General features: G+C 60.9%; 21 protein-coding genes. 7 read left to right on the top strand and 14 right to left on the bottom strand.

Annotated elements, in window-relative coordinates; translation table 11 throughout:
* Positions 1 to 47: 47 nt before the first annotated feature.
* The 12 genes from NEI07_RS10075 to NEI07_RS10020 all read right to left on the bottom strand — a co-directional run bounded on the left by NEI07_RS10075 (position 48) and on the right by NEI07_RS10020 (position 12,104).
* Positions 48 to 1,688 carry a phage portal protein gene (locus NEI07_RS10075; protein ID WP_256034345.1) on the bottom strand — a complete coding sequence of 547 codons (1,641 nt, stop codon included), beginning with the start codon at positions 1,686 to 1,688 and terminating at the stop codon, positions 48 to 50.
* 4 nt (positions 1,689 to 1,692) lie between these two features.
* On the bottom strand, positions 1,693 to 2,094 hold the full coding sequence (locus NEI07_RS10070; protein WP_256034344.1) for a hypothetical protein: 402 nt from the start codon (positions 2,092 to 2,094) through the stop codon (positions 1,693 to 1,695).
* Positions 2,091 to 3,929, bottom strand: a complete 1,839-nt coding sequence (locus NEI07_RS10065) for a phage terminase large subunit family protein (RefSeq protein ID WP_256034343.1) — start codon at positions 3,927 to 3,929, stop codon at positions 2,091 to 2,093. The genes NEI07_RS10070 and NEI07_RS10065 overlap by 4 nt, the downstream gene beginning before the upstream one ends.
* Positions 3,930 to 3,932: 3 nt before the next feature.
* Positions 3,933 to 4,445, bottom strand: coding sequence for a hypothetical protein (locus NEI07_RS10060; RefSeq protein WP_256034342.1), 513 nt, complete (start codon positions 4,443 to 4,445; stop codon positions 3,933 to 3,935).
* A gap of 338 nt (positions 4,446 to 4,783) precedes the next feature.
* On the bottom strand, positions 4,784 to 5,401 hold the full coding sequence (locus NEI07_RS10055; RefSeq protein WP_256034341.1) for a phage tail protein: 618 nt from the start codon (positions 5,399 to 5,401) through the stop codon (positions 4,784 to 4,786).
* 202 nt (positions 5,402 to 5,603) lie between these two features.
* Entirely contained in the window at positions 5,604 to 5,897 is a 294-nt protein-coding gene (locus tag NEI07_RS10050; protein ID WP_256034340.1) for a hypothetical protein, read from the bottom strand.
* Positions 5,898 to 7,221: 1,324 nt separating this feature from the next.
* A complete protein-coding gene (locus tag NEI07_RS10045; RefSeq protein WP_256034339.1) occupies positions 7,222 to 7,398 on the bottom strand; it encodes a hypothetical protein in 177 nt (58 codons plus the stop codon).
* The gene (locus NEI07_RS10040; protein WP_256034338.1) at positions 7,382 to 9,682 is read right to left on the bottom strand and encodes an AAA family ATPase; all 2,301 of its coding nucleotides are present in this window, start codon (positions 9,680 to 9,682) and stop codon (positions 7,382 to 7,384) included. Before NEI07_RS10040 ends, NEI07_RS10045 begins: the two co-directional genes overlap by 17 nt.
* A gap of 71 nt (positions 9,683 to 9,753) precedes the next feature.
* Positions 9,754 to 10,281, bottom strand: a complete 528-nt coding sequence (locus NEI07_RS10035) for a hypothetical protein (RefSeq protein ID WP_256034337.1) — start codon at positions 10,279 to 10,281, stop codon at positions 9,754 to 9,756.
* A gap of 13 nt (positions 10,282 to 10,294) precedes the next feature.
* Positions 10,295 to 10,531, bottom strand: a complete 237-nt coding sequence (locus NEI07_RS10030) for a hypothetical protein (protein ID WP_256034336.1) — start codon at positions 10,529 to 10,531, stop codon at positions 10,295 to 10,297.
* Between the two features lies 1 nt (position 10,532).
* Positions 10,533 to 11,012: a hypothetical protein gene (locus NEI07_RS10025; RefSeq protein WP_256034334.1), complete on the bottom strand. Its 480-nt coding sequence runs from the start codon at positions 11,010 to 11,012 to the stop codon at positions 10,533 to 10,535.
* Between the two features lie 708 nt (positions 11,013 to 11,720).
* On the bottom strand, positions 11,721 to 12,104 hold the full coding sequence (locus tag NEI07_RS10020; RefSeq protein ID WP_256034332.1) for a YidH family protein: 384 nt from the start codon (positions 12,102 to 12,104) through the stop codon (positions 11,721 to 11,723).
* A gap of 117 nt (positions 12,105 to 12,221) precedes the next feature.
* On the opposite strand from NEI07_RS10020, the gene hflK reads away from it, so the two are divergent.
* From hflK to NEI07_RS10000, 4 genes are all read left to right on the top strand, one after another.
* Positions 12,222 to 13,364: an FtsH protease activity modulator HflK gene (gene hflK, locus NEI07_RS10015; protein WP_256034330.1), complete on the top strand. Its 1,143-nt coding sequence runs from the start codon at positions 12,222 to 12,224 to the stop codon at positions 13,362 to 13,364.
* Complete coding sequence (hflC, locus tag NEI07_RS10010) at positions 13,361 to 14,287, top strand: protease modulator HflC (RefSeq protein WP_256034329.1); 927 nt, start codon at positions 13,361 to 13,363, stop codon at positions 14,285 to 14,287. The genes hflK and hflC overlap by 4 nt, the downstream gene beginning before the upstream one ends.
* A 63-nt stretch (positions 14,288 to 14,350) precedes the next feature.
* Positions 14,351 to 15,838, top strand: coding sequence for a Do family serine endopeptidase (locus NEI07_RS10005; protein WP_256034328.1), 1,488 nt, complete (start codon positions 14,351 to 14,353; stop codon positions 15,836 to 15,838).
* Positions 15,839 to 15,936: 98 nt separating this feature from the next.
* On the top strand, positions 15,937 to 16,818 hold the full coding sequence (locus tag NEI07_RS10000; RefSeq protein WP_256034327.1) for a methyl-accepting chemotaxis domain-containing protein: 882 nt from the start codon (positions 15,937 to 15,939) through the stop codon (positions 16,816 to 16,818).
* A 68-nt stretch (positions 16,819 to 16,886) separates the two neighbouring features.
* Here the strand turns inward: NEI07_RS10000 and serB are convergent, their stop codons facing one another.
* A complete protein-coding gene (gene serB, locus NEI07_RS09995) occupies positions 16,887 to 17,789 on the bottom strand; it encodes a phosphoserine phosphatase SerB (protein ID WP_256034326.1) in 903 nt (300 codons plus the stop codon).
* A gap of 27 nt (positions 17,790 to 17,816) precedes the next feature.
* Here serB and miaA point away from each other — a divergent pair, with 27 nt between their 5' ends.
* Positions 17,817 to 18,758: a tRNA (adenosine(37)-N6)-dimethylallyltransferase MiaA gene (gene miaA / locus NEI07_RS09990; protein ID WP_256034325.1), complete on the top strand. Its 942-nt coding sequence runs from the start codon at positions 17,817 to 17,819 to the stop codon at positions 18,756 to 18,758.
* On the opposite strand, the gene NEI07_RS09985 is transcribed toward miaA, so the two are convergent.
* Positions 18,721 to 19,545, bottom strand: a complete 825-nt coding sequence (locus tag NEI07_RS09985) for an RMD1 family protein (RefSeq protein ID WP_256034324.1) — start codon at positions 19,543 to 19,545, stop codon at positions 18,721 to 18,723. The genes miaA and NEI07_RS09985 overlap by 38 nt on opposite strands.
* Before the next feature lie 121 nt (positions 19,546 to 19,666).
* Here NEI07_RS09985 and fdxA point away from each other — a divergent pair, with 121 nt between their 5' ends.
* Positions 19,667 to 20,005 (top strand): ferredoxin FdxA, encoded by a 339-nt coding sequence (fdxA, locus tag NEI07_RS09980; protein ID WP_123176018.1) that lies wholly within the window; start codon positions 19,667 to 19,669, stop codon positions 20,003 to 20,005.
* Positions 20,006 to 20,374: 369 nt separating this feature from the next.
* Positions 20,375 to 20,731: hypothetical protein (locus NEI07_RS09975; RefSeq protein WP_256034323.1), on the top strand; the 357-nt coding region annotated here is incomplete at its 3' end.

The raw sequence follows: 20,731 nt of genomic DNA, 5'->3' as shown, positions 1-20,731 counted from the left end.
CGGCTGGCAGCCTTGATTTAGCGGCGCTCGATTGAACGGCGGATTCGTCATGCTGCTTTCACCTTTTCGCCTTTGCCCGCGCTAAACGCCGGGTGCGCCAAACCGAACTGCGCGAGGTAATCCCGCTCGGAAGCGAGCGCGGAAACATGCTGCTCAAAGTCGCCGCCGCCGTTTTCGGCGAGCACGTCGCTGATTGTGATCAACCCGGCGCTCAGAGCTTCAATCTGCGCCTTGCGGGCCTTTCCGATATCGGGCTGAATCGGCCCCGAGCCGGTCCACTTCGCTCGCGCGAGAGCTTTCCCGTGCGTGCCAAAATCCACGTGAGGCGGAAGTTCAATGACGCCACGCTGCACGGCTTCCTGTAGCCAATTGCGGAAGACCGCGGCGTAAAACTCTTCGACTATGAATTTGCGCCGCACTTGCGCGAGACGCCATGCCGGCTCCAAAGCCATCTTGGCGGCGCTGAAATTCACCTCAGAAAAGTCGCCGTCGATCACGGGCGCGGCTTCGCCGGCCGCTCGCGCTGCGCGTCGGACCAGCGCCTTGGAGAAGTCGGCAAACGTGTTGTCGCCTTTGCTCTGCAAAAGATGCAGCTTCTCGTTTGGGAGAAGGTGATAAAGCGAGGCTCCGCGCAGCGGAACGCGATTGCGGCCCGATGCGCCCCAAAACGCTTCCTTGCGATCGAGAAACGCCGTCAGTTCGGCATCGGAAAGCAGCCCGCCGGCCGGCGCTTCGTTCGCCGAGAGCGCGTCGAAAGCCGTCTTTGTCGGAACGTCCGTCTCAATCGCGAGCGTCGCGCCGGCATGAGTCAGGTGCTTGTCCAGCGTGAGTTCCTGAAGGCTCGCCTCTTCCTTCGCAGGCGTCAAAGCGCCGACAATGGGGCTAACGGAATGCACGCCGCGCGGGTCTGTGTTTTCCTGAAGCCAGACGATCTGACGACGCCCGATCGAATTATATGCGCGCACGATGCGCACATTGTTCGATAGGTTTGACTGCCCCATGGGCGCGTCACGCAAGGCGAGCGCGGTAAACCGGCCGCCCTTGTCAAAGCCTACGCCAGCAGTGAAAGACAAGCCGCCTTCGTCGCTGCGATGATAGTCCTTAGCAATCTGGTCAGGGTCTAGCAGCGTCACGCGGCTGGCATACTGCGTATCCGCGCGCGGCTGCCAGTCGAGAATCGCCAGCAAGGCGCCGGCTTTTAGGAAGCTGAGATATCCGCCCGCCGCCAACGAATGAAGGTTATAGCGGCCGGTCGAGTCCACCTCGCGCGGTTCCGAGATGTAATCGGCCCATGCTTGCTCGATTTGCGAAGACAGTTGGCGGGCTTCCTGGTCGCTAATCCCAAGATCGGCGCCGCGAATTTTCGATGACAGGGAAAGCCCCTGCCCCACAACCTGCGTCACGCCGGTAGTCAAGATCGTGGCGACGACGCTGTTAGAGGTCGCCATGTCATTCGCGACGCGGGACGCCTGAACCGACTCCTTCGCATAACGCCCGCCAAAGGCTTGCGCGGTCCAATAGCCGCCCCCAAAGAACTGCCCCGAGCCTTGCGAAGAGACTGCCCACGCAAGGCGGCGCTCATTGCCGACGTTTGAGTCCTGGAATCCGGCTTGCGGCTTGGCGTCAAAGGAAACTGCGGCCGGCGCACCGGGCGGCGCCACGGCATCGGGCAAGAGTTCGATATTCATTCGCTTACGCCCCAACGTTCACGCCGCGCGCTTTCGCCTGCTCTGCGGAGATGTAACCCTGTGCAAGAGCGTGCTGCGTCCCGGCCTGTTTGATTTCCGCCAGCCGAGCGGCCTTCGGATCATCATGGGTCGCGGCGCCGATCGGCGAGGTAATTCCAACGCTGCCCTCTTGCGCCATCAGCTGGAAAAACGCGCTCGCGCCGTCGCGTGGCGTGTCGGCGAGCATGTCGACGATTGCGGAAGCGGAAAGCGGCGAGTTCACAAGCAATTTGACGGCAAGGTTTGTGCGGCCCTTGGCCTCTGACGACATAAGCACGTCGCGCATCCGTATGCGTTCCTCGGCTCGCACGTCGGCGACTGTCTGCGAACTGTTGGGCGAGACTTTCGGCTTAATTGTCATAGTCATGCGGCCTTTCGATTTGAAAGCTGATTGAGCGCCGCGAGCCGTGCGGCGATGTCGATATTGGATGGGCTTTTGATTGGAGCGGCCGTTGTCGCCTTGGTGAGCCTAGCGACCGCCTGCGCATATGTCAGACAGTCAAGAGCTTCCGATCGCGGTCCCTTCGGCACAAATTCGAGCTTTTCGCGCCCTCGGACGAAGCGCGTCTGCAAAGATTCATTCGCCAACTGTTCGAAATAGGTCGGCTCCAAAGTGTCCGCGAGATGAATGAAGCCTGGCCCCACCTCAGTCATTGCAAGGCGTCGCTTCAGACTCGCTTTGATCGAGTCAACGCCAACGTGATAGATCGTCGTAATGCCTTTCAGCGTATTGCCGCGGCGGACAACCGGTTTGTCGAAGCCCCCGACGCCGCGGACGGCGATCATGTTCCGCTGTTTGCGCCTTTGAGATGCGACGAACTGCGCGACCTGCATGGAATGGTAGTTGCCATCGATGCAGCCGGCGGCGATCGGCAACAGGCGACCATCCTTCGTCCGAAACGACGTTCTACCCCACAACTCGCTTAGCGCCGCATATGGGCCTGCGTCCGGCGCGCAGTCTGTGCTACCCATTAGCTTGTGATGGCTGATTACCCACGCTTCGTCGTCGGCGCCGAACGCGATGATTGACGCTTCCAACCTATCAAGCTGTGTGTCCGTCGAGAGAATGATTTTGTCGACACTCGCCGGCAACGGCTGGGCGATTGGTTCGGCCCTAAGCTGAAGCTCGCTTGCGTCTAGCTGATACTCTTCGCCAAAATCGTGAGTTTCTGCCAAAACCGTATTGTGAAAGACGCGGAGCTTTTCGGGCCGCGCCTTGGATTCCTCATATTGCGCGGCGACCGACTCCAAGCTCGAAAAGCGGGAGACTAGCTCTGTCGCATGAAAACTTCGAATGTGCGGCTCGGGATTTTCGGCCGTTGGGAGCCAAGCCCCGAGTTCGATCGCGACAAGCCGCTCGCGCTCGCTTATGGCGTGGCCGCAATGATCGCAGGTTAGATGCGCCGTATGGGGCTTTCCATCCTGCCACTTAAGTTGGTCGAAGCGCGCGTATTCGAGCGCGCCGCACTCGGGACACGGGATGTAGAAACGTTCCTGAGTTCCGCGGAAAAACCACTCGGCGATACGGCTCGCGTTTTTCGCGGTCGGCGTGCTTGCCAGGATGATTTTCCGATTTTGAAACGTGCGCGTTCGCTTGATGGCGAGTTGAACCGGGTCGCCCTCAGTTCCGGCCGATCGGGCGAAGCGATCAATTTCGTCGAGTAGGAGATAGCGAACCGATCGGGCGGCGAGGTCGTCAGGGTTGTAGCTGCTACCGATCGAAACCGATCCGCCGGGGAAGATTTTATGCCTTACGGAAGAACCGCCGCCCGTGCGACCGCCCTTCCCGACTAGCGCGCGAACGGTGGGAGTCGAGGCAATGAGCGGGTCAAGTCTGTTGCGCACATAATCGAGCGCCTTGCCTTCGCTCGGATGCACAATGAGCGCTGGGCCGGGATCGTTCGCGACGGTGTAGAGCAGCGCGGAGTCGATGGCTGTGCTCTTGCCACTCTGACTTGCGAGCATGAAGACGAGCGTTTCGACGTCGGGGTCTGCGAACGCTTCCACAAGGCCGCGCTGATACGCCGTATATTTGAGAGGTCCAGGTTCGGCGTTGCTCGCCGGAAGAATGATCCGGTTTTCACACCACTCGACAATTTCTGTTTTGGGAGGGGGCGCGAATTGAGCCAAAAGTTGCGCGAGCAATTCATTGTCCACTCGCGCCGCCGTTGGCGTCGCCAGCGGATCGATATGCAGCCCCAACTTTCATTCCTCCATAGCGAATGCGTCCAGGTCAGAGAGCGCGGCGAGCGCGGCTCGGCATTCCTCTTCGATCGCAGCCGCGATTTTCTTCGGATCGGATTCGCCTGCTAGGCGCGGCGCCACCTTCGGCCCAACGGCCATGAATGCGACCTTGGCGCGTGCGATTAAGTCGGCGACGGTCGCGGCCACGGTTTCACGATCAAGCAGCGAGTTTTCGAGCTTCTGATTTTGCAGCCGCAGTTTGCGCGCATGTTCTTCGGCAATCTCGCGCTTCGCTTGAATGAGCGCGCGCCGGGCGTCGTCGTCGGCTTGCTTTGCGGTCGCTGAGTCGTATCGATCGCGCAGCGTGGATTCTTCGTCTATTCGAAGTTTGATCGCGGCGCGCGCTTCGTCGGCGGGATAGCTCTTGTCATGCGCCCTCGGGATTTCCGCTTCGTCTAGCCAACATTTGATGGTTGTGTGCGGCTGATGAAATTCGTCCATCAACGCCGTTATGCCGATCCGGGTTGGCTCCATTTATCGAAATTCCTGATAGATTTCTGAGGTGAAGTATCGCTAAATCATTGAAAGAGTAGCGAAAAAACGCGGCCGCGCCCCCGCGACGCATCGTTGAGAGGTCGGCGGAGGACCCTAATAGGTTGATACGGCGCGATGTTTGGTCGAGTAGACCCAAAAAGCCTTGGTTTTCCGGGGCATTCGAGCGGTTGCACCAAGGGCGCGCATCGATAGAGAACGCCTATGAACGTCGCGCGCCGAGAGCACGGGAGATGCACGCCGTCACGTCGAAAAGGTTGCGCGCTGCGCGCGTCGCGATGCGTGAAAACGCTCGCCTATCAAATCCACACAACAGGAGGTCACTCGCCCTCAGAGCCGTGACCGCCAGCCGACACGTGGCCGCCAGCGAACGCGGTTTGCAGCGCGCTCGAAACCTCGCGATCCAACTCCCGCTGCGCTGTTTGAATGAATATCTGCGCGGGCTTCTGCGTTTCGTCGTGCATCGTCGCTTTTGCGCTAGCGGCATATATGACCTTGAATGCCTTGCGCGCCTTCCCCGTTCGATACGCGATCATGAACTTGCCATGGTTCGCGCCGCGAAGAATGAATGACTTTGGAGCGCTCAAGCTCGCACTGCCGCCGCCGGAAAGCCGATGCGTTGACGCAGAAAGCGAGCCCCGATTCCAACTCGTTCCGGGCGAAAACGTTGCGCCGCCCGTTCGCAAAATCGAGTGACGGCCGGGTTTAAATTCGACGCGCGCTGTGAGGTTTCCCGGCGACGCAAGCTGCACGCGACCGATCTCTTTCGTGATGGACTCGGTCAGGTTCGCGTCTTGCTTGATGACCGGAACGGCATATTTGCGAGCGGCTTTGGTGGCAGTATTGACCGCGCCCGAGAGAGCCTGGGGCGTCTCGCGCGCGACTTTCATGATGAGCGGCGTGAGTGTGTCAGAAACTTTGACGTAGATTCCGCTCATCGCTCATTTCTCATTTCGGCATGGCGCGACAAGAACGCGCCGATCGTGCATAACGCCCGCCAGCGTTTCGACAGATAGGCTCATCGTGATCTTGTCGCCGGGCTCAAGCCGCGTGCGATTCAGCAAGCCCCAAAGGGCAATGCTCGCCTGTTGCTGCACCCTCGATTGATAGGCTTCGTCCCTTGGCGGCGGATATGAGAAACTATCGCTGTCCGACATGTTCGCCTCTCGGCGCGCCGGGGCAATCGAGGCGCTGCGCAATAGGCGTTCCGCCATTTCGAAGCGACGCCCGATAGTTCGCAACCTCAGCGTCTCGCGGAAACTTCGGGGGGATCGGCTCGGCCCATGCGTTCAATTTGCGCGCGGAGAGGTCGGGGAGTTCGATGAGCGCAAGCGCCTCGTAAAGGCGCACTGCGCCGTCAAGCATGCGCAGGCCGTGTTCGAGGGCGCGCATCGTCGCGCCGCCGATCGCGTCGGCGGGATTGATTGAAGACATGATTGTGAAAACTCCAAAGAACGGACGGGGCGGCGCTTCAGCCGATAAGGCCCCACTTCGCGACTTGTGCGATATCACCGCCATTCAAGAAAGGTTCGGCCGGAGCCGGATCGGCGGGCGGCGCTTCGCCGCGCGCGAACGCCTCGATTTGATCCGCCGTCCACTTCGGCCAGCCGCGGGAGCGGCACGAAACCGGCTGCGGGAAGAGACCATCCCGACGCCAGTTCCGAATCGACTGCGCGGAGCAGCCTAGAAGGCGCGCGGAAGCGGCGACGCCTAAAAGGCGCCGGGCCGTGTCGGTCGTCATGTTTTCGGATTCCTATGCGCGAACGCCATCGCGCGCCGAGGCGATCGGCGCGTTTCGAGTGTGCGATTTTTGGGGAATGAGGGCGAAGCGGCCTTAAAGGCGCAATTCTAACCGTCGTGATTTAAGGCAGTTTAGATCGCGCAAGTCAACGGTTACGGCAGATATTTTTTATGATTTCGTCGGTTTGTTTATATATGACTGATTTAAAATTGATTTGTCTACGCGATTCTTGGTTCGCAGCACAACGCCCTTGATCGTGCTATGCTGCCAACATGGGAAAAACGATCGTCCAGTGTCCGTGTGGCGCTGTTTATGAGCGGGAGGAACACAAGGTTGCCTTCCGGGATAGAGATAGCTTCGACTGTCGCGTTTGCGGAAACCAATTGGAGTCGTGGAACGGCTCGCGCTTTCCTACTTTTCGTTTGATCGAACAACCGAAGGAAAAGGGAAGCGATCAAACGCCCGATACTGCTTAAGACCTGCCCCGCACCCTGGCGACCGCGAGCCAGGCGGAGCCCGGCGGCCATAGTTCACGTGACCGCCATTGGCGCCCGCGCTGCGCCGCCCTGCCCTGCGGAACCCCCACAAGCCCCCGCGCGGGCCGTCTGTAGCGCCACGGCGGGCAACGGGCGCGGCTTGGTTGCTTTGACGGCTTTGGGTCATGATTGGCGCTCGGGGCGGCCCGGACGTGCAAAGGTCCTGGCAGGACGGTCCTTCCCCCGGAAAGCCCCATGAGTTCGCTTGTGGGCTGCGCTAGAACTAAATACTCGCTCACCCCATTGTTCGCCCGCTCTGCTCGCTCACCCTCCCCCTCTAGGGAGGGGAAGGGGTGAGCAAGCGAGCAAGAATGGGCCTTTTGCTCGGGTGAGCAGGCGAGCGAGCAAAGACATTTATTATATGAAACAATCACATATAAGAATCGTCCGCTCGCTCTTGCTCGCTTTTTGCTCGATGTTCGCTCGCTCTTTTTTTTTTACCCCCGTTTTGGGGTGAGCGAGCAAACAAGAGCTTAACCATTTACTGCCGCCTTCGACGACGTTTTTCCCCGCCGAGCACCCAAAGGCGGACCTTTGAAAGTGTGTTTTCGGCGCGACCTTTCGGGGTAGCCGCGAAAAAGGAAAGCCCGCCGATCAGGGCGGGCGTTTCGATTTTGATTTTGGTAGCGCGCCAGTCGAAATCACCCGTCGGCGTCATCTTCCTCGGGCACGGCTTCGAAAGTCCGCTTCGCGGCCATCTCTGCCTCCGCCAGCTTTTGGCGTCCGGCGTCCGTCAGAACGCGCTTCCCGTCCAGGAGCGCTAATAGGCCCTGCTCCTTTAACTTAGAGAGACGCCGCTGCGCGGCTGGTCTACTCACCCCCATTGTTTGGCTCAACGCATCCTGCGTCGCCTCGGGCGCGCGGCTGATAGCGTGAAGCCATCGGGCGTCCATTGACAGGGCGTCGCGTTCCTCTCTCGCCGTGGCGCCCGCCGCCGCTTCACTGTCCATGATCCGAGCAACCGGCAACCACCTCCGCCTTCCTTTGGCGTCAAGCAATGAAGACTCGAAACCCGAGATATCAAGCGAGATGGGGTTGAAGGTAGAACCTCGAAATTTGCCTTGATAGTGCAGCGTGGCGACGTTGCTGCTTTGCGGCTTCCAAAGCGTGTAGTTGCCATCCACGTAATTGAGCAGCGCGCCGCCGCCATAGGGGACCAATTTGTCCTTGTCCGCGCCCTTAACCGGGTGCGCCGCCATGATGACGCTCGGGCGGCCTTTAAGCTTGGTGATCGGGTGAATCCCTTGGGCGAATTTCTTGACTTGATCGTTTGAGTTCGAGTCGTCCCCCTGAAAAGCCGCCTGCAAAGTGTCTATAATTGCGAGGGCGTATGGGCCGCTCCGCTCAGCGTTCTTGCATAGCGCCTTCGGGTCGCGCAGCACGTCGAGAATGTCAAAGTTTGCGTTGATGGCGCCGATTTCGATTCTATGCGCTTCCGCGGCGGCCATCAATTTCACACGGAAATCGTCCGGGTTTTCGAATGAGCAATAGAGCACCCGGCCTTGCGGCGTTTCTCTTCTGAACACGTCATCTCGCCCCGCTGCGATCGCGAGCGCTAACGACGCAAGCATAGTCGTCTTGCCCGCCCCTGTCGGCGCCGTCATCGTGTAGAGTTTCGCGCGCTCGATAACGCCGTCCAGCAAGAATTCGACAGGTGTGTATTCGGCACAAAACTCAATCAGGGATTTGACACCAACCTTTTTGGGTGATGCGGATTGATCCACGCCGCCTTCACCTTCAACCGCAGTGAAGACGCTGCCATCGGACGGCGCGTGTTGGGCGTAGTAATTCATCTGCGCCTTCGCAAACTCGCGAGCGATATCGCGGGTATCGTATCGGCCTTTCTGCGCTTCCGCGGGGCGCTTGCGCTTCTCAGGATCGAACATCCCGGCGCCTTCAAACTCGCTTAGGAATGCTGCATAATGGGTGGCCGTTAGCTTTCCCGGAAAAGCCATCGACAGATGATTTGCCAACGCCATCCGAGCCGCGGAATGATCGCCGTCTACATCGGACTCCCACGCGGAACGCAAGCGCTCGTTCTCACTTAGCGCAGAGTCGAAATCAAACTCCCCAATGGGGGACACAATTTCATCGAACGATGGAATCGGCGCGCCGTCGATTTCTGCGCGCAGCTTCGCAATCTCTATGTCGTCAACATCCGTCGACGCCTTGCTGCGGTTCGCGGCAACCCATTCGAGCAGCACTTGCGGAACTGCGGGAATCGACTTCGAAGCGTAAGCCGTGGCGAGGTCTGGCGTCCCTTCGATCGCCGCATACTCACGACCATCCGTTAGGATCGTGTTTGGGGATACCGTCTGCCCGCCAGCGGCGCGAAGGTCTATGCCTGCGACCCTCTCCCCGTCGCCGGATTTCCAGCGCTTCAAACCCGCCGCCGTTCGCGTCGGCGACGTCGCGTCGTCCGCGAAGTAAATATGCCAGCCCCCGCTTTGGGTTGCCACCTGGGGACATTGCGAGAGGTCAATATCGTTTTCCTCGCAAAATTCGCGAAACCATTCGACGGCTTCGGCGCCATCGCAATCGATCACAAACAACCCGCTCGGTCCGGTCGACACCGACCAGCCGTAGGGAGTTCGCCACGGATCGATAGCCTCGCCGATTTTCTTGAGACCAAAACGATTATTGGTCGCGCCGACATATGCCGGCTCGCGGCCGTCGTGCTCCTTTCGAAAATCGGCGACGACGGCGGCGCGCTGTTCGTCCGTCAACTCCGAGTCGAGTTGCGTCCATGCGCTCGCGATCGGTCTTTTCTTTTTGTCGGGCGTGACGTGAACCGGAAACACGCAAAGGCCCGCATCAACAAGCCGGCGGCCGTTGTCGCGATTCGCACGGACAATATTGTGGTCATGTTTATGGTTGCCGGAAGGCGTCACGGCATCAGAATTAACTGTCAGGCTACCCTTGACAACGGAATTATTTGTCACGTATAAGGACCCCACACTTTAGGTCAGAGACACCTTGCCCGGCGCGTCAACGCCGGGCTTTTTGTTGGCGCTCACGCGGGCACTTCGGCCTCGCCGATGCGCCGCAGCTCGCCAAAAAACTTGGCTTGGGTCATGCCGGAGCGCTCCAATCGCGTGGCAAGTTTGCTTCGCCACCAATCAAGGAACGGCTCGGGCACGCTCGCGAAACTATCGATCGCGATATTCTCGTTAAGGTTCACCAAAGCCAGCAAACGGCGCGCGTCAGGCGCGGTCGCAAGGATCGGCTCCGGCCACGCGCCACCGACCCGCCATCCGATGACCGGATGACGTTCCATGCCTTCCGGCTGGATTGCCGCATCATCGGACGCAATGCCGGGCGGAGCGACGAAAGCCCACCATCCGTCCGCCGCGGGGACGATCGTTTCCTGGTTACGCAATGCATCAAATTCGTCGGGATCAATCGAATATTCGCTAGCGTCGCCGTTCAACGCCACGGCGATTGCGCCGGTTGCGCCTTCCTCGGGAGGTCTGATTTCGCGGATGCGCGCGAATGGCACAAACAAGCGTTCGCCGTGGTCGTAGATTTCGACAAGGTTCATGGGTCGCAACTCCCTAGTGTTCGTGGAACGTTGTGCCGTGATACGCGGCTAGGTCGCGTCGCGCCCGTAGCTCATGGCGCGCGTCATGGGTGCGGCTGCGTTCGTCCGAAATTTCGCGGAAGATGGCGCGCTCTTCGTCTGTCATGTGGCCCGCCTCTAGCTCGTCGCGCCACGTGAGGGCGAACGTCATGTCGTCAAGAGAGAGAAGGTGGCGCCGGAGGTCGGCGCCATTGTCGTGAGGCTGCGCCATGTCACGCCACTCCACGATCGCGACAGGCAATGACCTTCACGGGTTCCTCGCCGCCAAAACCACGCCGCGCCGCCCTTCCCGTATCGCGATTCTGCAAGCGCGCTTCGAGCGCATCCGCGGCCATGCTTGGCGACGCGTTCGCCGACAGCCCGAACGCGCGCAAGATGTCGTCGGGCAGCGTGCGGACCAACCGCACCTCATCCGCCAAACGTTTCGCCTCTTCGGCCGTTGCCGGCCGCCGGCCATGCAACCGCGCGCGGATCGTGTCAAACAACGCAGCACGATCTGCATGCGCATCGCGCATCCACTTCGCATAAGATCGCAGGTCGCGCCCCACGAAGCCGTCCAAGAATGTGGCGACGTCATCGACCGCGACGCCGGCCGGCGGATTCGTGAGGGCGACGCGATGTATGGCGCTGAGCGGCTTGCCGCCGCGGCTCGCGACGATTGCTGCTTTGAAGGTGTCGATTGCCGAGGTCATCAGAGCGCCTCCGCATACTTGCGCGGGCGGCCTCGCCCCATGGCGGGCGCGTTTCCGCCGGCCTCGGCGATGCGAGCGCGAGTCGTCGCATCTCGGCGCGACAGTCCTTCGCGAGCTACGCGCGCCACCTCTTCCGAGGGGATGAGTCGTTTACCTCCGATGACGACGGAGCTAATTTCGCCACGGCTGATATATCCAAAGCAGGTCGAGCGGCCCATGCGCAGAGCGCCGGCCACTTCTGGTATGGTCATTAGCAAGGGAGTCGACATGTGCGACTGCCTCCAAGGCGCGAATATCGGGACCGCTCCCGAGCCGCGCCTGAGGCTCGTTTGCGATCACCGATGCGCGCCTGTCGCTAAGGCAGTCCGCCGGGCCGGCGTGTCTTTCAACGCCTCTCCAAGAGCCCAAACCTCCAACTCGGCGTTGGAAGCGCGGCGAGTTGTGAGGCTCGCCAATCGTTCTACAGTTGGTATGCGCCCGTCCCAAAAAACGCAATCCTTTGTGGCGAAGATTTTTTACGATTGTGGGGTTGCTCGTGGGTTTGAGTTATCCACAGGGTAGCTAATTGATTTTAAAAGACGTTTGCAGCCCACCGTCTCCGCCAGTCTGCGCCGGCGCATCGGCGGCTCCAACGGGCATCCATTTGCGCCCGCGTCGCGGCGCAGACGAACGAGCGATTCACTCTCCGCCACTATATCGACGTGAAGCTCACGCGATCGCGAGATAGGCGCTAAACGCGGCGATGGTGAGCAGCAGCGCGGCGAGGAGATACAGGCTGACGCTCGTCGCGCGCGCCGTATAGGGCTCGTCGCGCGCGAGCAACCGTGCGGTATGAATAAAACGGATCGTCGAAATCACGATCAGCATAACGCCTGCGCCGATGAGCGCCTCGCCGCCGTAACGGCCCGCCGAATGTTCCAAACGATGGATATGCAGTCGTTCGGCGTCGACGGTCACAGCGCCGGCGATGGTCAACAGGAAAAGATTGAATCGCTCAATGACAAAGCCGAGAGCGATGACCGCAATGCCCGTTCGAACCCAGGCGAGGAAGGTCCGCTCATTGGCCGCGATATTGGTGTAATCGCGAATCATTCCGCTCTCCTTCGCACGAGCGCTACCCGGCGCGTCATTGCCGCAGCGGCGGCGAATGCCTATAACATTGCCCAACGCGGCGGGAGCCGCCGCCCATTCCTCTTAATGCGAGACGACATGCCCTGGAGCGATCAAGGCGGGCCGCGCAATCAAAATAACAGTCCGTGGGGTCAGCCCGGAGGTCCCTGGGGACAGGGCTCCGGCGGCGGGCAGCCGCCGGACCTCGAGGAGATGCTGCGCCGTAGCCAGGAAGGCCTGAAACAGATTCTGCCGAGCGGATTTGGCGGACGCGGGCTTGCGATACTCGTGCTGGTCGCCGTGCTCGCATGGCTGCTTTCCGGGCTTTACACCGTCGGCCCCAACGAGATCGGCCTCAATCTGATCTTCGGCAAATATATGGGAAAGACTCAGGCGGGCCTGAACTACAATCTTCCGGGTCCGATCGGCTCCGTTGTCAAGCTTGCGGTTACCGACCGTAACATCACCGACGTCGGTTTCCGCGAAGAGCCGAATGTCGTCGCGGATGGGCGTCGCCGGGGGTCGGTCTCCGCGCCTCGAGGACCGGAAGCGCCTGAAGAAAGCCTGATGCTGACCGGCGACGAGAACATCGCCGACGTCAAGTTTCGGGTCATCTGGCAAATTGATCCGGCGAAGCCGGAAGATTACGCCTTCAACGTCGCCAATCAGGCGGGGACCGTGAAGGCCGTGGCCGAAAGCGCCATGCGCGAGATCGTCGGCCAGACGCAAATTCAAAAGATTCTGACCGCCGATCGCAAGCTGATCGAGCCCGCGAGTCAGGCGTTGATGCAGAAGGTGCTCGACGACTATCACGCCGGGGTGCTGGTGCTGCAGGTGCTCTTGTTGTCGGTCGATCCGCCGCAGCAAGTCATCGCGGCTTTTCGCGACGTGACCGCCGCCCAGCAGGATCTGCAGCGTCTCGGCAACGAGGCCGAAGCTTACGCCAATCGAGTTGTTCCAGAAGCGCGCGGCGGCGCCGCCCGCATTCTGCAGGAGGCCGAGGCCTACCGCGAACAGATCGTCGCAGAGGCGCGCGGCCAAGCGTCGCGTTTTGAGCAGATTTACGCTCAATATAAAAACGCGCCCACGATTACGCGACAGCGCCTCTATATCGAAACCATGGAGCGCGTGCTGGGCGGCTCGGAGAAAGTCATTCTCGACGATCCATCGAAAGCCGGCGGCGGCGTGACGCCCTTCGTGCCCCTGCCCGCCTTTACGCCCTTCCAAGGAGGCCGAAAATGAAGTCCGGTCTTCTCTTCGCGCTCGCCGTGGCGCTGATTATCGGCGTCGTCGCTGTCGGCGGCGCCCTCTTCACCGTATCGCAAACCGAACAGGCGGTGGTGCTGCGGTTTGGCGAACCCGTGTCCGGCCGGGGACTGATCACCGAGCCCGGCCTCCACTTCAAGTTTCCGCTTGTCGAAAATGTCGTCACATTCGACAACCGCATTCTCGATGTTGAGAGTCCGAATCTGGAAGTGCTCGCCGCCGACAATCAGCGACTCGAGGTCGACAGCTTCATCCGCTATCGCATCGTCGACGCGTTGCGATTCTATCAGACCGTCAACAGCGTCATGGGCGCGAACAATCAGCTTGGTTCGGTGTTGAACTCCGCCGTCCGACGCGTGCTGAGCGAAGCCAACCAGCAGCAGATCGTGCGCGACGAGCGCGCCGGGCTGATGGTGAAGATCAAGGATCAGGCGGACCGCGAGGCGCGAAAGTTCGGCGTGCAGGTCGTCGACGCGCGCATTCGCCGCGTCGATCTCCCGCAGCAGATCTCCGAAAAGGTTTTCGGGCGCATGCAGACCGAGCGCCAGCGCGAGGCCGCCGAATACCGCGCCCAAGGTTCGGAGCAGGCGCAAAAGATTACCGCCAAGGCGGATCGCGACGTCGTTGTGCTGAAAGCCGAAGCGCAACAGAAGGCCGACCAGATGAAGGGCGAAGGCGACGCCGAGCGCAACCGCATCTTCGCCGTCGCTTTTGGCCGGGATCCCGACTTCTTCGCTTTCTATCGGTCGATGCAAGCCTATGAGAGCGCTTTCAAGCCGGGAGAGACCCGTTTCTTGATCAGTCCGCGTTCGGAATTCTTCCGTTTTTTCTCAGCTCCGGAGGCGAGCGCCGCGCCGAGCGCGGACCAATCGGAACCGGAGCGAAGCCCAAAAAAATGACCCGCAAGCGCGTGCGTTAAGCCGCGCCCGGGCATACTTGTCCCTCGACAGGAGACATAACGTATGACGTCCGCACTTCGTCGCGCCGCGAGAGCAATCCTCGCGACCGCGCCTGTACTCTACCTTCTCGTCGCTCCAGCGCAGGCGAAAGGTCCCGATTCGCTATCGGAACTCTCCGCCCAGGTCTCGGACGCCGTGGTCAATATTTCCGCCACCACGGTGGATGCGAAACGCAGTTCTCGTAACGACGGCCCCAATCTCCCGCCGGGAGCCGGACCGGGCGCGCCCTTCGACGATCTCTTTGAGGAGTTCTTCCGCCGGCGTGGCCAGGGAATGCCGGAACTGCCGCGGCAGCGCAGGTCGAGTTCGCTCGGCTCGGGTTTCGTGATCGATCCCTCGGGCATCGTGATCACCAACAATCACGTCATCGCCGACGCCAATGAGGTGACGGTGATCCTCAACGACGGCCAGAAGCTTAAGGCGGAAGTCTTGGGCAAGGACCAGAAAGTGGACGTCGCGGTTCTGAAGGTGAAGCCGGAAAAGCCGCTGAAAGCGGTCAAATTCGGCGACAGCGACAAGGCGAAGGTGGGCGATTGGGTGCTCGCCGTCGGCAACCCGTTCGGACTCGGCGGCTCGGTGACGGCCGGCATCGTTTCGGCGCGCAACCGCAACATCGATAGCGGGCCGTACGACAACTACATTCAGACCGACGCTTCCATCAACAAGGGGAACTCCGGCGGACCGCTGTTCAACATGGACGGCGAAGTCATCGGCATCAACACGGCGATCCTGTCGCCCTCGGGCGGCTCGGTCGGCATCGGATTCGCGACGCCGGCGAATACGGTGGAGCCCGTCATCGTGCAGTTGCAAGCATTCGGCGAGACCCGCCGCGGCTGGCTCGGGGTTAGGATTCAGAATATCGACGACGCCATCGCTGAAACGCTCAGCCTCGGCGCGACTCGCGGCGCGCTCGTGGCCGGCGTCGACGACAAGGGCCCGTCCAAGCCGGCGGGGCTGAAGGTCGGCGACGTCATCGTCAAATTCGACGGCAAGCCGATCAAGGAGTCGCGCGATTTGCCCAAGCTCGTCGCGGCGACCCCGGTCGGCAAGGATGTCGAACTCGTCGTCGTGCGCAGCGGCAAGGAGCAGACAAAAATCGTCAAGCTCGGCCGACTTGAGGATGGGGAGAAGGTCGCGTCGAAGGACGGCGACGACAAGGAAAAGTCCGAAGGCGGCGGCGACGGCTCCTCGCAGAGCGTGCTGGGGCTGGAACTGTCGCGTCTGTCGGATGCGTTGCGGACGCGCTATCAGATCAAGGACACCGTTAAGGGCGGCGTTGTCATCACCGCCGTCGATCCCAGGTCGGAGGCGGCCGAGAAACGCCTGCAGCCGGGCGAGGTGCTGCTTGAGGTCAATCAGGAAGCGGTGAGCGACCCGGCGGATGTGCTGAAGAAAATCAAAACCCTGAAAGGCGCGGGCAAGAAGACTGCGCTGCTGATCGTCGCGAACGGCCAGGGCGACGCGCATTTCGTCGCATTGCCGGTGGAGTGAAGTTGCGTTGAGAGGAGGGCGAAGATTTGCTCTCCTCTCCTTGGTCTTTAGCGTAGTTTTTGTTGTGCGAACTCGTCGCCAGAGTGCGAGACACTCGTATGCCGCTTATTGGAATCCAAATTATATTCCTCTGTCTAGGCTGTGCTTTTTGGTGGGTTACAGCACGAGGCACTCATAAGGCCGCCATCGTTGCGTTGGCACTAATTGGAGTTTTCGCAGGACTAGCACTTATTTTGGAGAGTCGCCTCACTGAGCTGACTATCAAGGGCGTCGGAACGATTAAGGCCGCTACAGAACAAGCGACTGCCGACGCAAATACCATTGCAAAGATAAAGGAGCGCATCGAAAATCAGAGCGCTACGGTCGATGCTATCGCCTCTCAAGCAGCGAAAGCGACCGAACTATCGCGAACGTTTGCGGAACAAATTCGTCTGGGCGAACAGAAACTCAGAGATGTTGACTTAGCTCTTCATGAGGCCAGGGAAGCTTTGGCAAAGACGAAGGAAGAGTCTGATTTTATGAGAATCGTCGTCGCCGCTCAAAACGACGATAGACATGCGTTTGATAAATTGGACGCCATAGCAAGAGATACTGGAAGCCCATTCGCAGAGCACGCACATCAGGCGTGGATTACGATATTCGAGGCTCACAATAAGCCCTTCTTCAGCACCAATCTCGGCAATCCGTGGAGGCCAGGCTTCGCTCATGCACAGCTGTGGATGAACGAGCTGACTGATCAGTACAAGACCGCCGTTCCGGAAATTCGACCAGCCTTAATCGAGTACATCTGGAACAGGGAGGACATTAAGAAAATTGAGAAGTTGGATTTCTTGGTCGAGGTTATGCAATCAGACTCGAGCTTAGCAGCTGTCGAGTATGCAGGGCGTTTTTTTACGACGGCCACCAATCAAAAAATCAAACCGCTCGCTCTCGATCATTTGACGAAATGGTGGAAGGATCATCGGTTCGAGTTTGAATGAAATTGAAATCCCGCCGTAGGCGATGAGACGCTGTGAGCTTCCGCGCCGAATAAGGCTTGTCTTCCACGTTACTCGACAAACTCCTCGCGCCTATACCCCTGCGCGTAGAGCGCAGCGGTGAGATCGGCATGGTCGACGCGCGCATCCGCCGCCTGCGCCACTTTCGGCTTGGCGTGAAAGGCGACGCCCAGACCCGCCTCGCGCAGCATGCCAAGATCATTGGCGCCGTCCCCGATCGCCAGCGTCACGTCCCGGGGCAGCCCTCGCGCCTCGCGCAATTCGACAAGCGCCGCGCGCTTGGCTTCGCTTCCCAGGATCGGCGCGACGACCGCGCCCGTCAGCGCGCCGTCAGCAATTTCGAAACGATTGGCGCGCGATTCATGAAAGCCGATGCGCTCGGCGACGGGCTCTGTGAATTGCGTGAAGCCGCCCGACACGAGCGCCGTATGGGCGCCATGCGCGCGCATGGTGCGCACAAGCTGTCGCGCGCCGGGCGTCAGAGTGATGCGCGTCAGCAGCGCCTCGATTTGCGTGAGGGTCACGCCGGCAAGCAGCGCGACCCGCTCCCGCAAGGCGCCCTCGAACGCGACCTCGCCGCGCATGGCGCGCTCGGTGATCGCCGCGACATGCTCGCGCAAGCCGACGAGGTCAGCGAGTTCGTCGATGCACTCCTGCCCGATCATGGTCGAATCCATGTCGGCGACCAGCAGTTTCTTGCGCCGGCCCATCGTCGGCTGAACGATGACGTCAATCGGATCGTCCGCGACCGCCACCTGCAGCCGTGCGCGCAAGTCGGCAAGGTCATGCCCCGCCCCCGGCAGGAACGCGTCAACGGCAAGATCGGGCGCGAGCCAGTCACGCCCTGCGTCGATCAGTCCAGCGTCGTATAGCGCGCCAGAGACTGCGCGTTCGTTGAGCGCCGCGCCCCGTCCGGCGACGAAGGTCGCGACGTAGCCGATGGGCTTTGACATCTCCACCGTTTCAGCGGCAATAGCGCCATGCGCGCACGCGCCATTCTCATTGCAGGTCCAACCGCTTCGGGCAAGTCCGCGCTCGCGCTCGAACTCGCGCGCCGCCGGCGCGGCGCGGTCGTCAACGCCGATTCGATGCAGGTCTATCGCGACCTGCGGACCGTCACCGCGCGCCCGACGATCGAGGAGGAAGCCGCCGCGCCGCATCTTCTCTTTGGCCACGTCGATGCGGCGACGAACTATTCCGTCGGACGCTGGCTCGAGGATCTCGGGCGCGTTCTGGGCGACCTCGCGGCGCGCGAACTGACGCCGATTCTCGTCGGCGGCACGGGAATGTATTTCAAGGCCGCGCTTTACGGGCTTTCGGACATTCCAGCCGTGCCCGGGAAGGTGCGCGACGCCATGCGCGCATGGGCGCAGGACAAGACCCCGCAGCAGCTTCATGCCGAACTCGCCGCGCGCGACCCGGAAACGGCGGCTGCGCTGCGCAAGACCGATCCGCAGCGGTTGTTGCGGGCTTTGGAAGTCCTGGAGGCGACAGGCAAGCCGCTCGTTTCATTTCAAGGTCCGCGCAGCCCGCCGATCATGAAGGCGTCCGAATGCGCGGCCTTTTTTCTTGCGCCTGAGCGCGAGACGCTTTACGCGCGCATCGACGCGCGCTTCGAGGCGATGACGCAGGCGGGCGCGCTCGACGAGGTCGCGGCGCTCAAGGCGCGCGGGCTCGATCCGTCGCTGCCGGCGATGCGCGCGCATGGCGTGCCCCACCTCATGTCTTATATCGATGGACGACTGACGCTTGCGGAAGCGATTTTGCGCAGTCAGCTCGATACGCGCCGTTACGCCAAGCGTCAGTTCACCTTCGCGCGACACCAGCTCCCGAGCTTCAAATGGATTGCTGCCGAAACGCCGCTGCGCGATGTCGAAGACGCGCTCAGCTTATGCGCGCGACCCACATCTGGAACAGAGTGAGGATGATCTCCATGGCGATCAATATGATGATCGTCCACTCCAGCCGAACGGAACGCGCCGCGTCGATGAGATCCGTCAGCGCGCGCGCCGTCTCGCCGATCACGTCGATCTTGGCGTTGAGCGTGCGCGCTCGCGGCGTGAGTTCATACTCATCCTCAAGACGCGCATAGAGTCGTTCGAGGTCCGGCCGATCCCAGAGCACATCCGGCTTGTCGTCGACGGCGACGCGGCCTGAAACGCGATGCCGCACGAGCAGGGTCTGGCCCATGAGCTCCAACATGGATTTGCGCTTCCATGGCGGGCTTCCCCTCGCCGCAAGCTCGGCGGCGAAGGGCTCGATCGTGTCGAAGACGGCGTTGACGCGGCGCTCGTCGCGCGCCAGGGCGACGCTTTTCGCCAAAACGTCGGCGATCACCAGCAACCGCGCTTCGGAAAGGTCCTTTGCCGCCAGGCGACCGTCCGGCAGCGCCTTCTCCTCGCCGTCCGGCGTCGCTTCGATGATCAAAGTCTCGTCGTCGCCCCGCGACGCGCCCGCAACCCGAAGGCCGATCTTTTGGACGATCTCATCCTCCTCCAGCGGCGAAAGGCCGAAGAGAACGGCGACCCCGAAGCGGTAGAGCACGGCGAATCCGCTCTGCCCAGCGTGGAAGGCGAGCGGCGCCGTAGAAACGAGATCCGCTCGTTCGAGCCCGTCGGTGTCGATCCGCTCGCCAAGCAGCAGGGCGCGCGCCGTTAGCGCCTGCCGGCTGATCGCGGTCGTCGTGGGCGAATTTATCGTTTCGACCATTTGCTGACCCTGTGGGTTGCACGCGCAATTATATCCCTGACGCGCGCCCTCGTTCTGCTCGCCTTGCGTGACGCTGGCAAAAAAGCTAGCAAGCGGCAAGGTCGCGGGAGAGATCACCCTTATGACTTATGTCGTCACGGAAAACTGCATCAAGTGCAAGTATATGGACTGCGTAGAAGTGTGTCCGGTGGACTGTTTCTACGAAGGCGAGAACATGCTGGTGATCCATCCGGACGAGTGCATCGACTGCGGCGTCTGTGAACCCGAGTGCCCGGCCAACGCCATCAAGCCCGATACCGAAGAGAATCTCGAACAGTGGCTGCAGCTTAACGCCGAGATGGCGCAGAACTGGCCCAACATCACCATCAAGCGAGAGCCGCCTTCTGACGCCAAGGAATGGGACGGCAAGCCGGGCAAATTCGAGCAATTCTTTTCGCCGGAGGCCGGCGAGGGAGACTGAACAGCGTTCAGCGCCGGTCTGGCGCCTAATTTGCACGTGATGAGTTTCCACATCCTTAATTTATTTAAAACGTCAGAAGCCATAGTAAGTTAGCGTAGCTCGTAGCCTCAGCGCGGGCGCCGCTCGCGCGCATATGCCTTTGATTTTCACGCTTGGGCGTGTTATAAATCACACACTAAATGCACGCCTTGTCGAAGGGCGATCCGGCGCCAGTCACCGTCTCGCGACGAATTCGAAAGCCTCTCTTTCTCAAGGGCCGGCCCATTGGCCGGCTATTGAGTATGCGGCGCTAGCAAGGTTTCCACTAGCCGCCTTCGCGGCGCGGCCGCGGCTTTTTCGCCGGCGGCGTGCGCGATTCGTCAGGCAGCGATGGTCCCGTCTCCACAGCGGGACAGCATAGGAGTAGCCGCGTATGCCCTCCAACAAAACCCAGAAAAAGTCGCCCGCGACTGCCTCCACCGCAGCAGTGCGCGCCAAGGGCTCGCCCGCGCGCTCCAAGACGCTCGCCAAGCGAGCCGCAAAGAGCGGCGCCACCAGGAGCGGCGCGACGAAAACCGCCGCAGCGAAGAGTTCCACATCGGCATCGAAGAAGTCGGCCAGCCGCACCGCCGCGGCGGGAAAGCCCGCGCGGGCCGCCGCCGCTTCGACCCGGAAGACAAGCGCAAAAACCTCCGCAAAAGCCGCGAGAACAATGACATCAAAAACAACGACGACGAAATCCAAATC

Origin of the sequence: Methylocystis suflitae, from assembly GCF_024448135.1 — a bacterium.
Lineage (GTDB): Bacteria > Pseudomonadota > Alphaproteobacteria > Rhizobiales > Beijerinckiaceae > Methylocystis > Methylocystis suflitae.
Note: the sequence above shows the minus strand (reverse complement) of the source record. Positions and strands in the feature narration are given on the sequence as shown.

Bases quoted from the DNA above. Each gene is read 5' to 3' on its own strand.
- NEI07_RS10075 (WP_256034345.1), bottom strand. From the start codon at position 1,688: ATGAATATCGAACTCTTGCCCGATGCCGTGGCGCCGCCCGGTGCGCCG.
- NEI07_RS10070 (WP_256034344.1), bottom strand. From the start codon at position 2,094: ATGACTATGACAATTAAGCCGAAAGTCTCGCCCAACAGTTCGCAGACA.
- NEI07_RS10060 (WP_256034342.1), bottom strand. From the start codon at position 4,445: ATGGAGCCAACCCGGATCGGCATAACGGCGTTGATGGACGAATTTCAT.
- NEI07_RS10055 (WP_256034341.1), bottom strand. From the start codon at position 5,401: ATGAGCGGAATCTACGTCAAAGTTTCTGACACACTCACGCCGCTCATC.
- NEI07_RS10050 (WP_256034340.1), bottom strand. From the start codon at position 5,897: ATGTCTTCAATCAATCCCGCCGACGCGATCGGCGGCGCGACGATGCGC.
- NEI07_RS10045 (WP_256034339.1), bottom strand. From the start codon at position 7,398: ATGACGCCGACGGGTGATTTCGACTGGCGCGCTACCAAAATCAAAATC.
- NEI07_RS10035 (WP_256034337.1), bottom strand. From the start codon at position 10,281: ATGAACCTTGTCGAAATCTACGACCACGGCGAACGCTTGTTTGTGCCA.
- NEI07_RS10030 (WP_256034336.1), bottom strand. From the start codon at position 10,531: ATGGCGCAGCCTCACGACAATGGCGCCGACCTCCGGCGCCACCTTCTC.
- NEI07_RS10025 (WP_256034334.1), bottom strand. From the start codon at position 11,012: ATGACCTCGGCAATCGACACCTTCAAAGCAGCAATCGTCGCGAGCCGC.
- NEI07_RS10020 (WP_256034332.1), bottom strand. From the start codon at position 12,104: ATGATTCGCGATTACACCAATATCGCGGCCAATGAGCGGACCTTCCTC.
- hflK (WP_256034330.1), top strand. From the start codon at position 12,222: ATGCCCTGGAGCGATCAAGGCGGGCCGCGCAATCAAAATAACAGTCCG.
- hflC (WP_256034329.1), top strand. From the start codon at position 13,361: ATGAAGTCCGGTCTTCTCTTCGCGCTCGCCGTGGCGCTGATTATCGGC.
- NEI07_RS10005 (WP_256034328.1), top strand. From the start codon at position 14,351: ATGACGTCCGCACTTCGTCGCGCCGCGAGAGCAATCCTCGCGACCGCG.
- NEI07_RS10000 (WP_256034327.1), top strand. From the start codon at position 15,937: ATGCCGCTTATTGGAATCCAAATTATATTCCTCTGTCTAGGCTGTGCT.
- serB (WP_256034326.1), bottom strand. From the start codon at position 17,789: ATGTCAAAGCCCATCGGCTACGTCGCGACCTTCGTCGCCGGACGGGGC.
- miaA (WP_256034325.1), top strand. From the start codon at position 17,817: ATGCGCGCACGCGCCATTCTCATTGCAGGTCCAACCGCTTCGGGCAAG.
- NEI07_RS09985 (WP_256034324.1), bottom strand. From the start codon at position 19,545: ATGGTCGAAACGATAAATTCGCCCACGACGACCGCGATCAGCCGGCAG.
- fdxA (WP_123176018.1), top strand. From the start codon at position 19,667: ATGACTTATGTCGTCACGGAAAACTGCATCAAGTGCAAGTATATGGAC.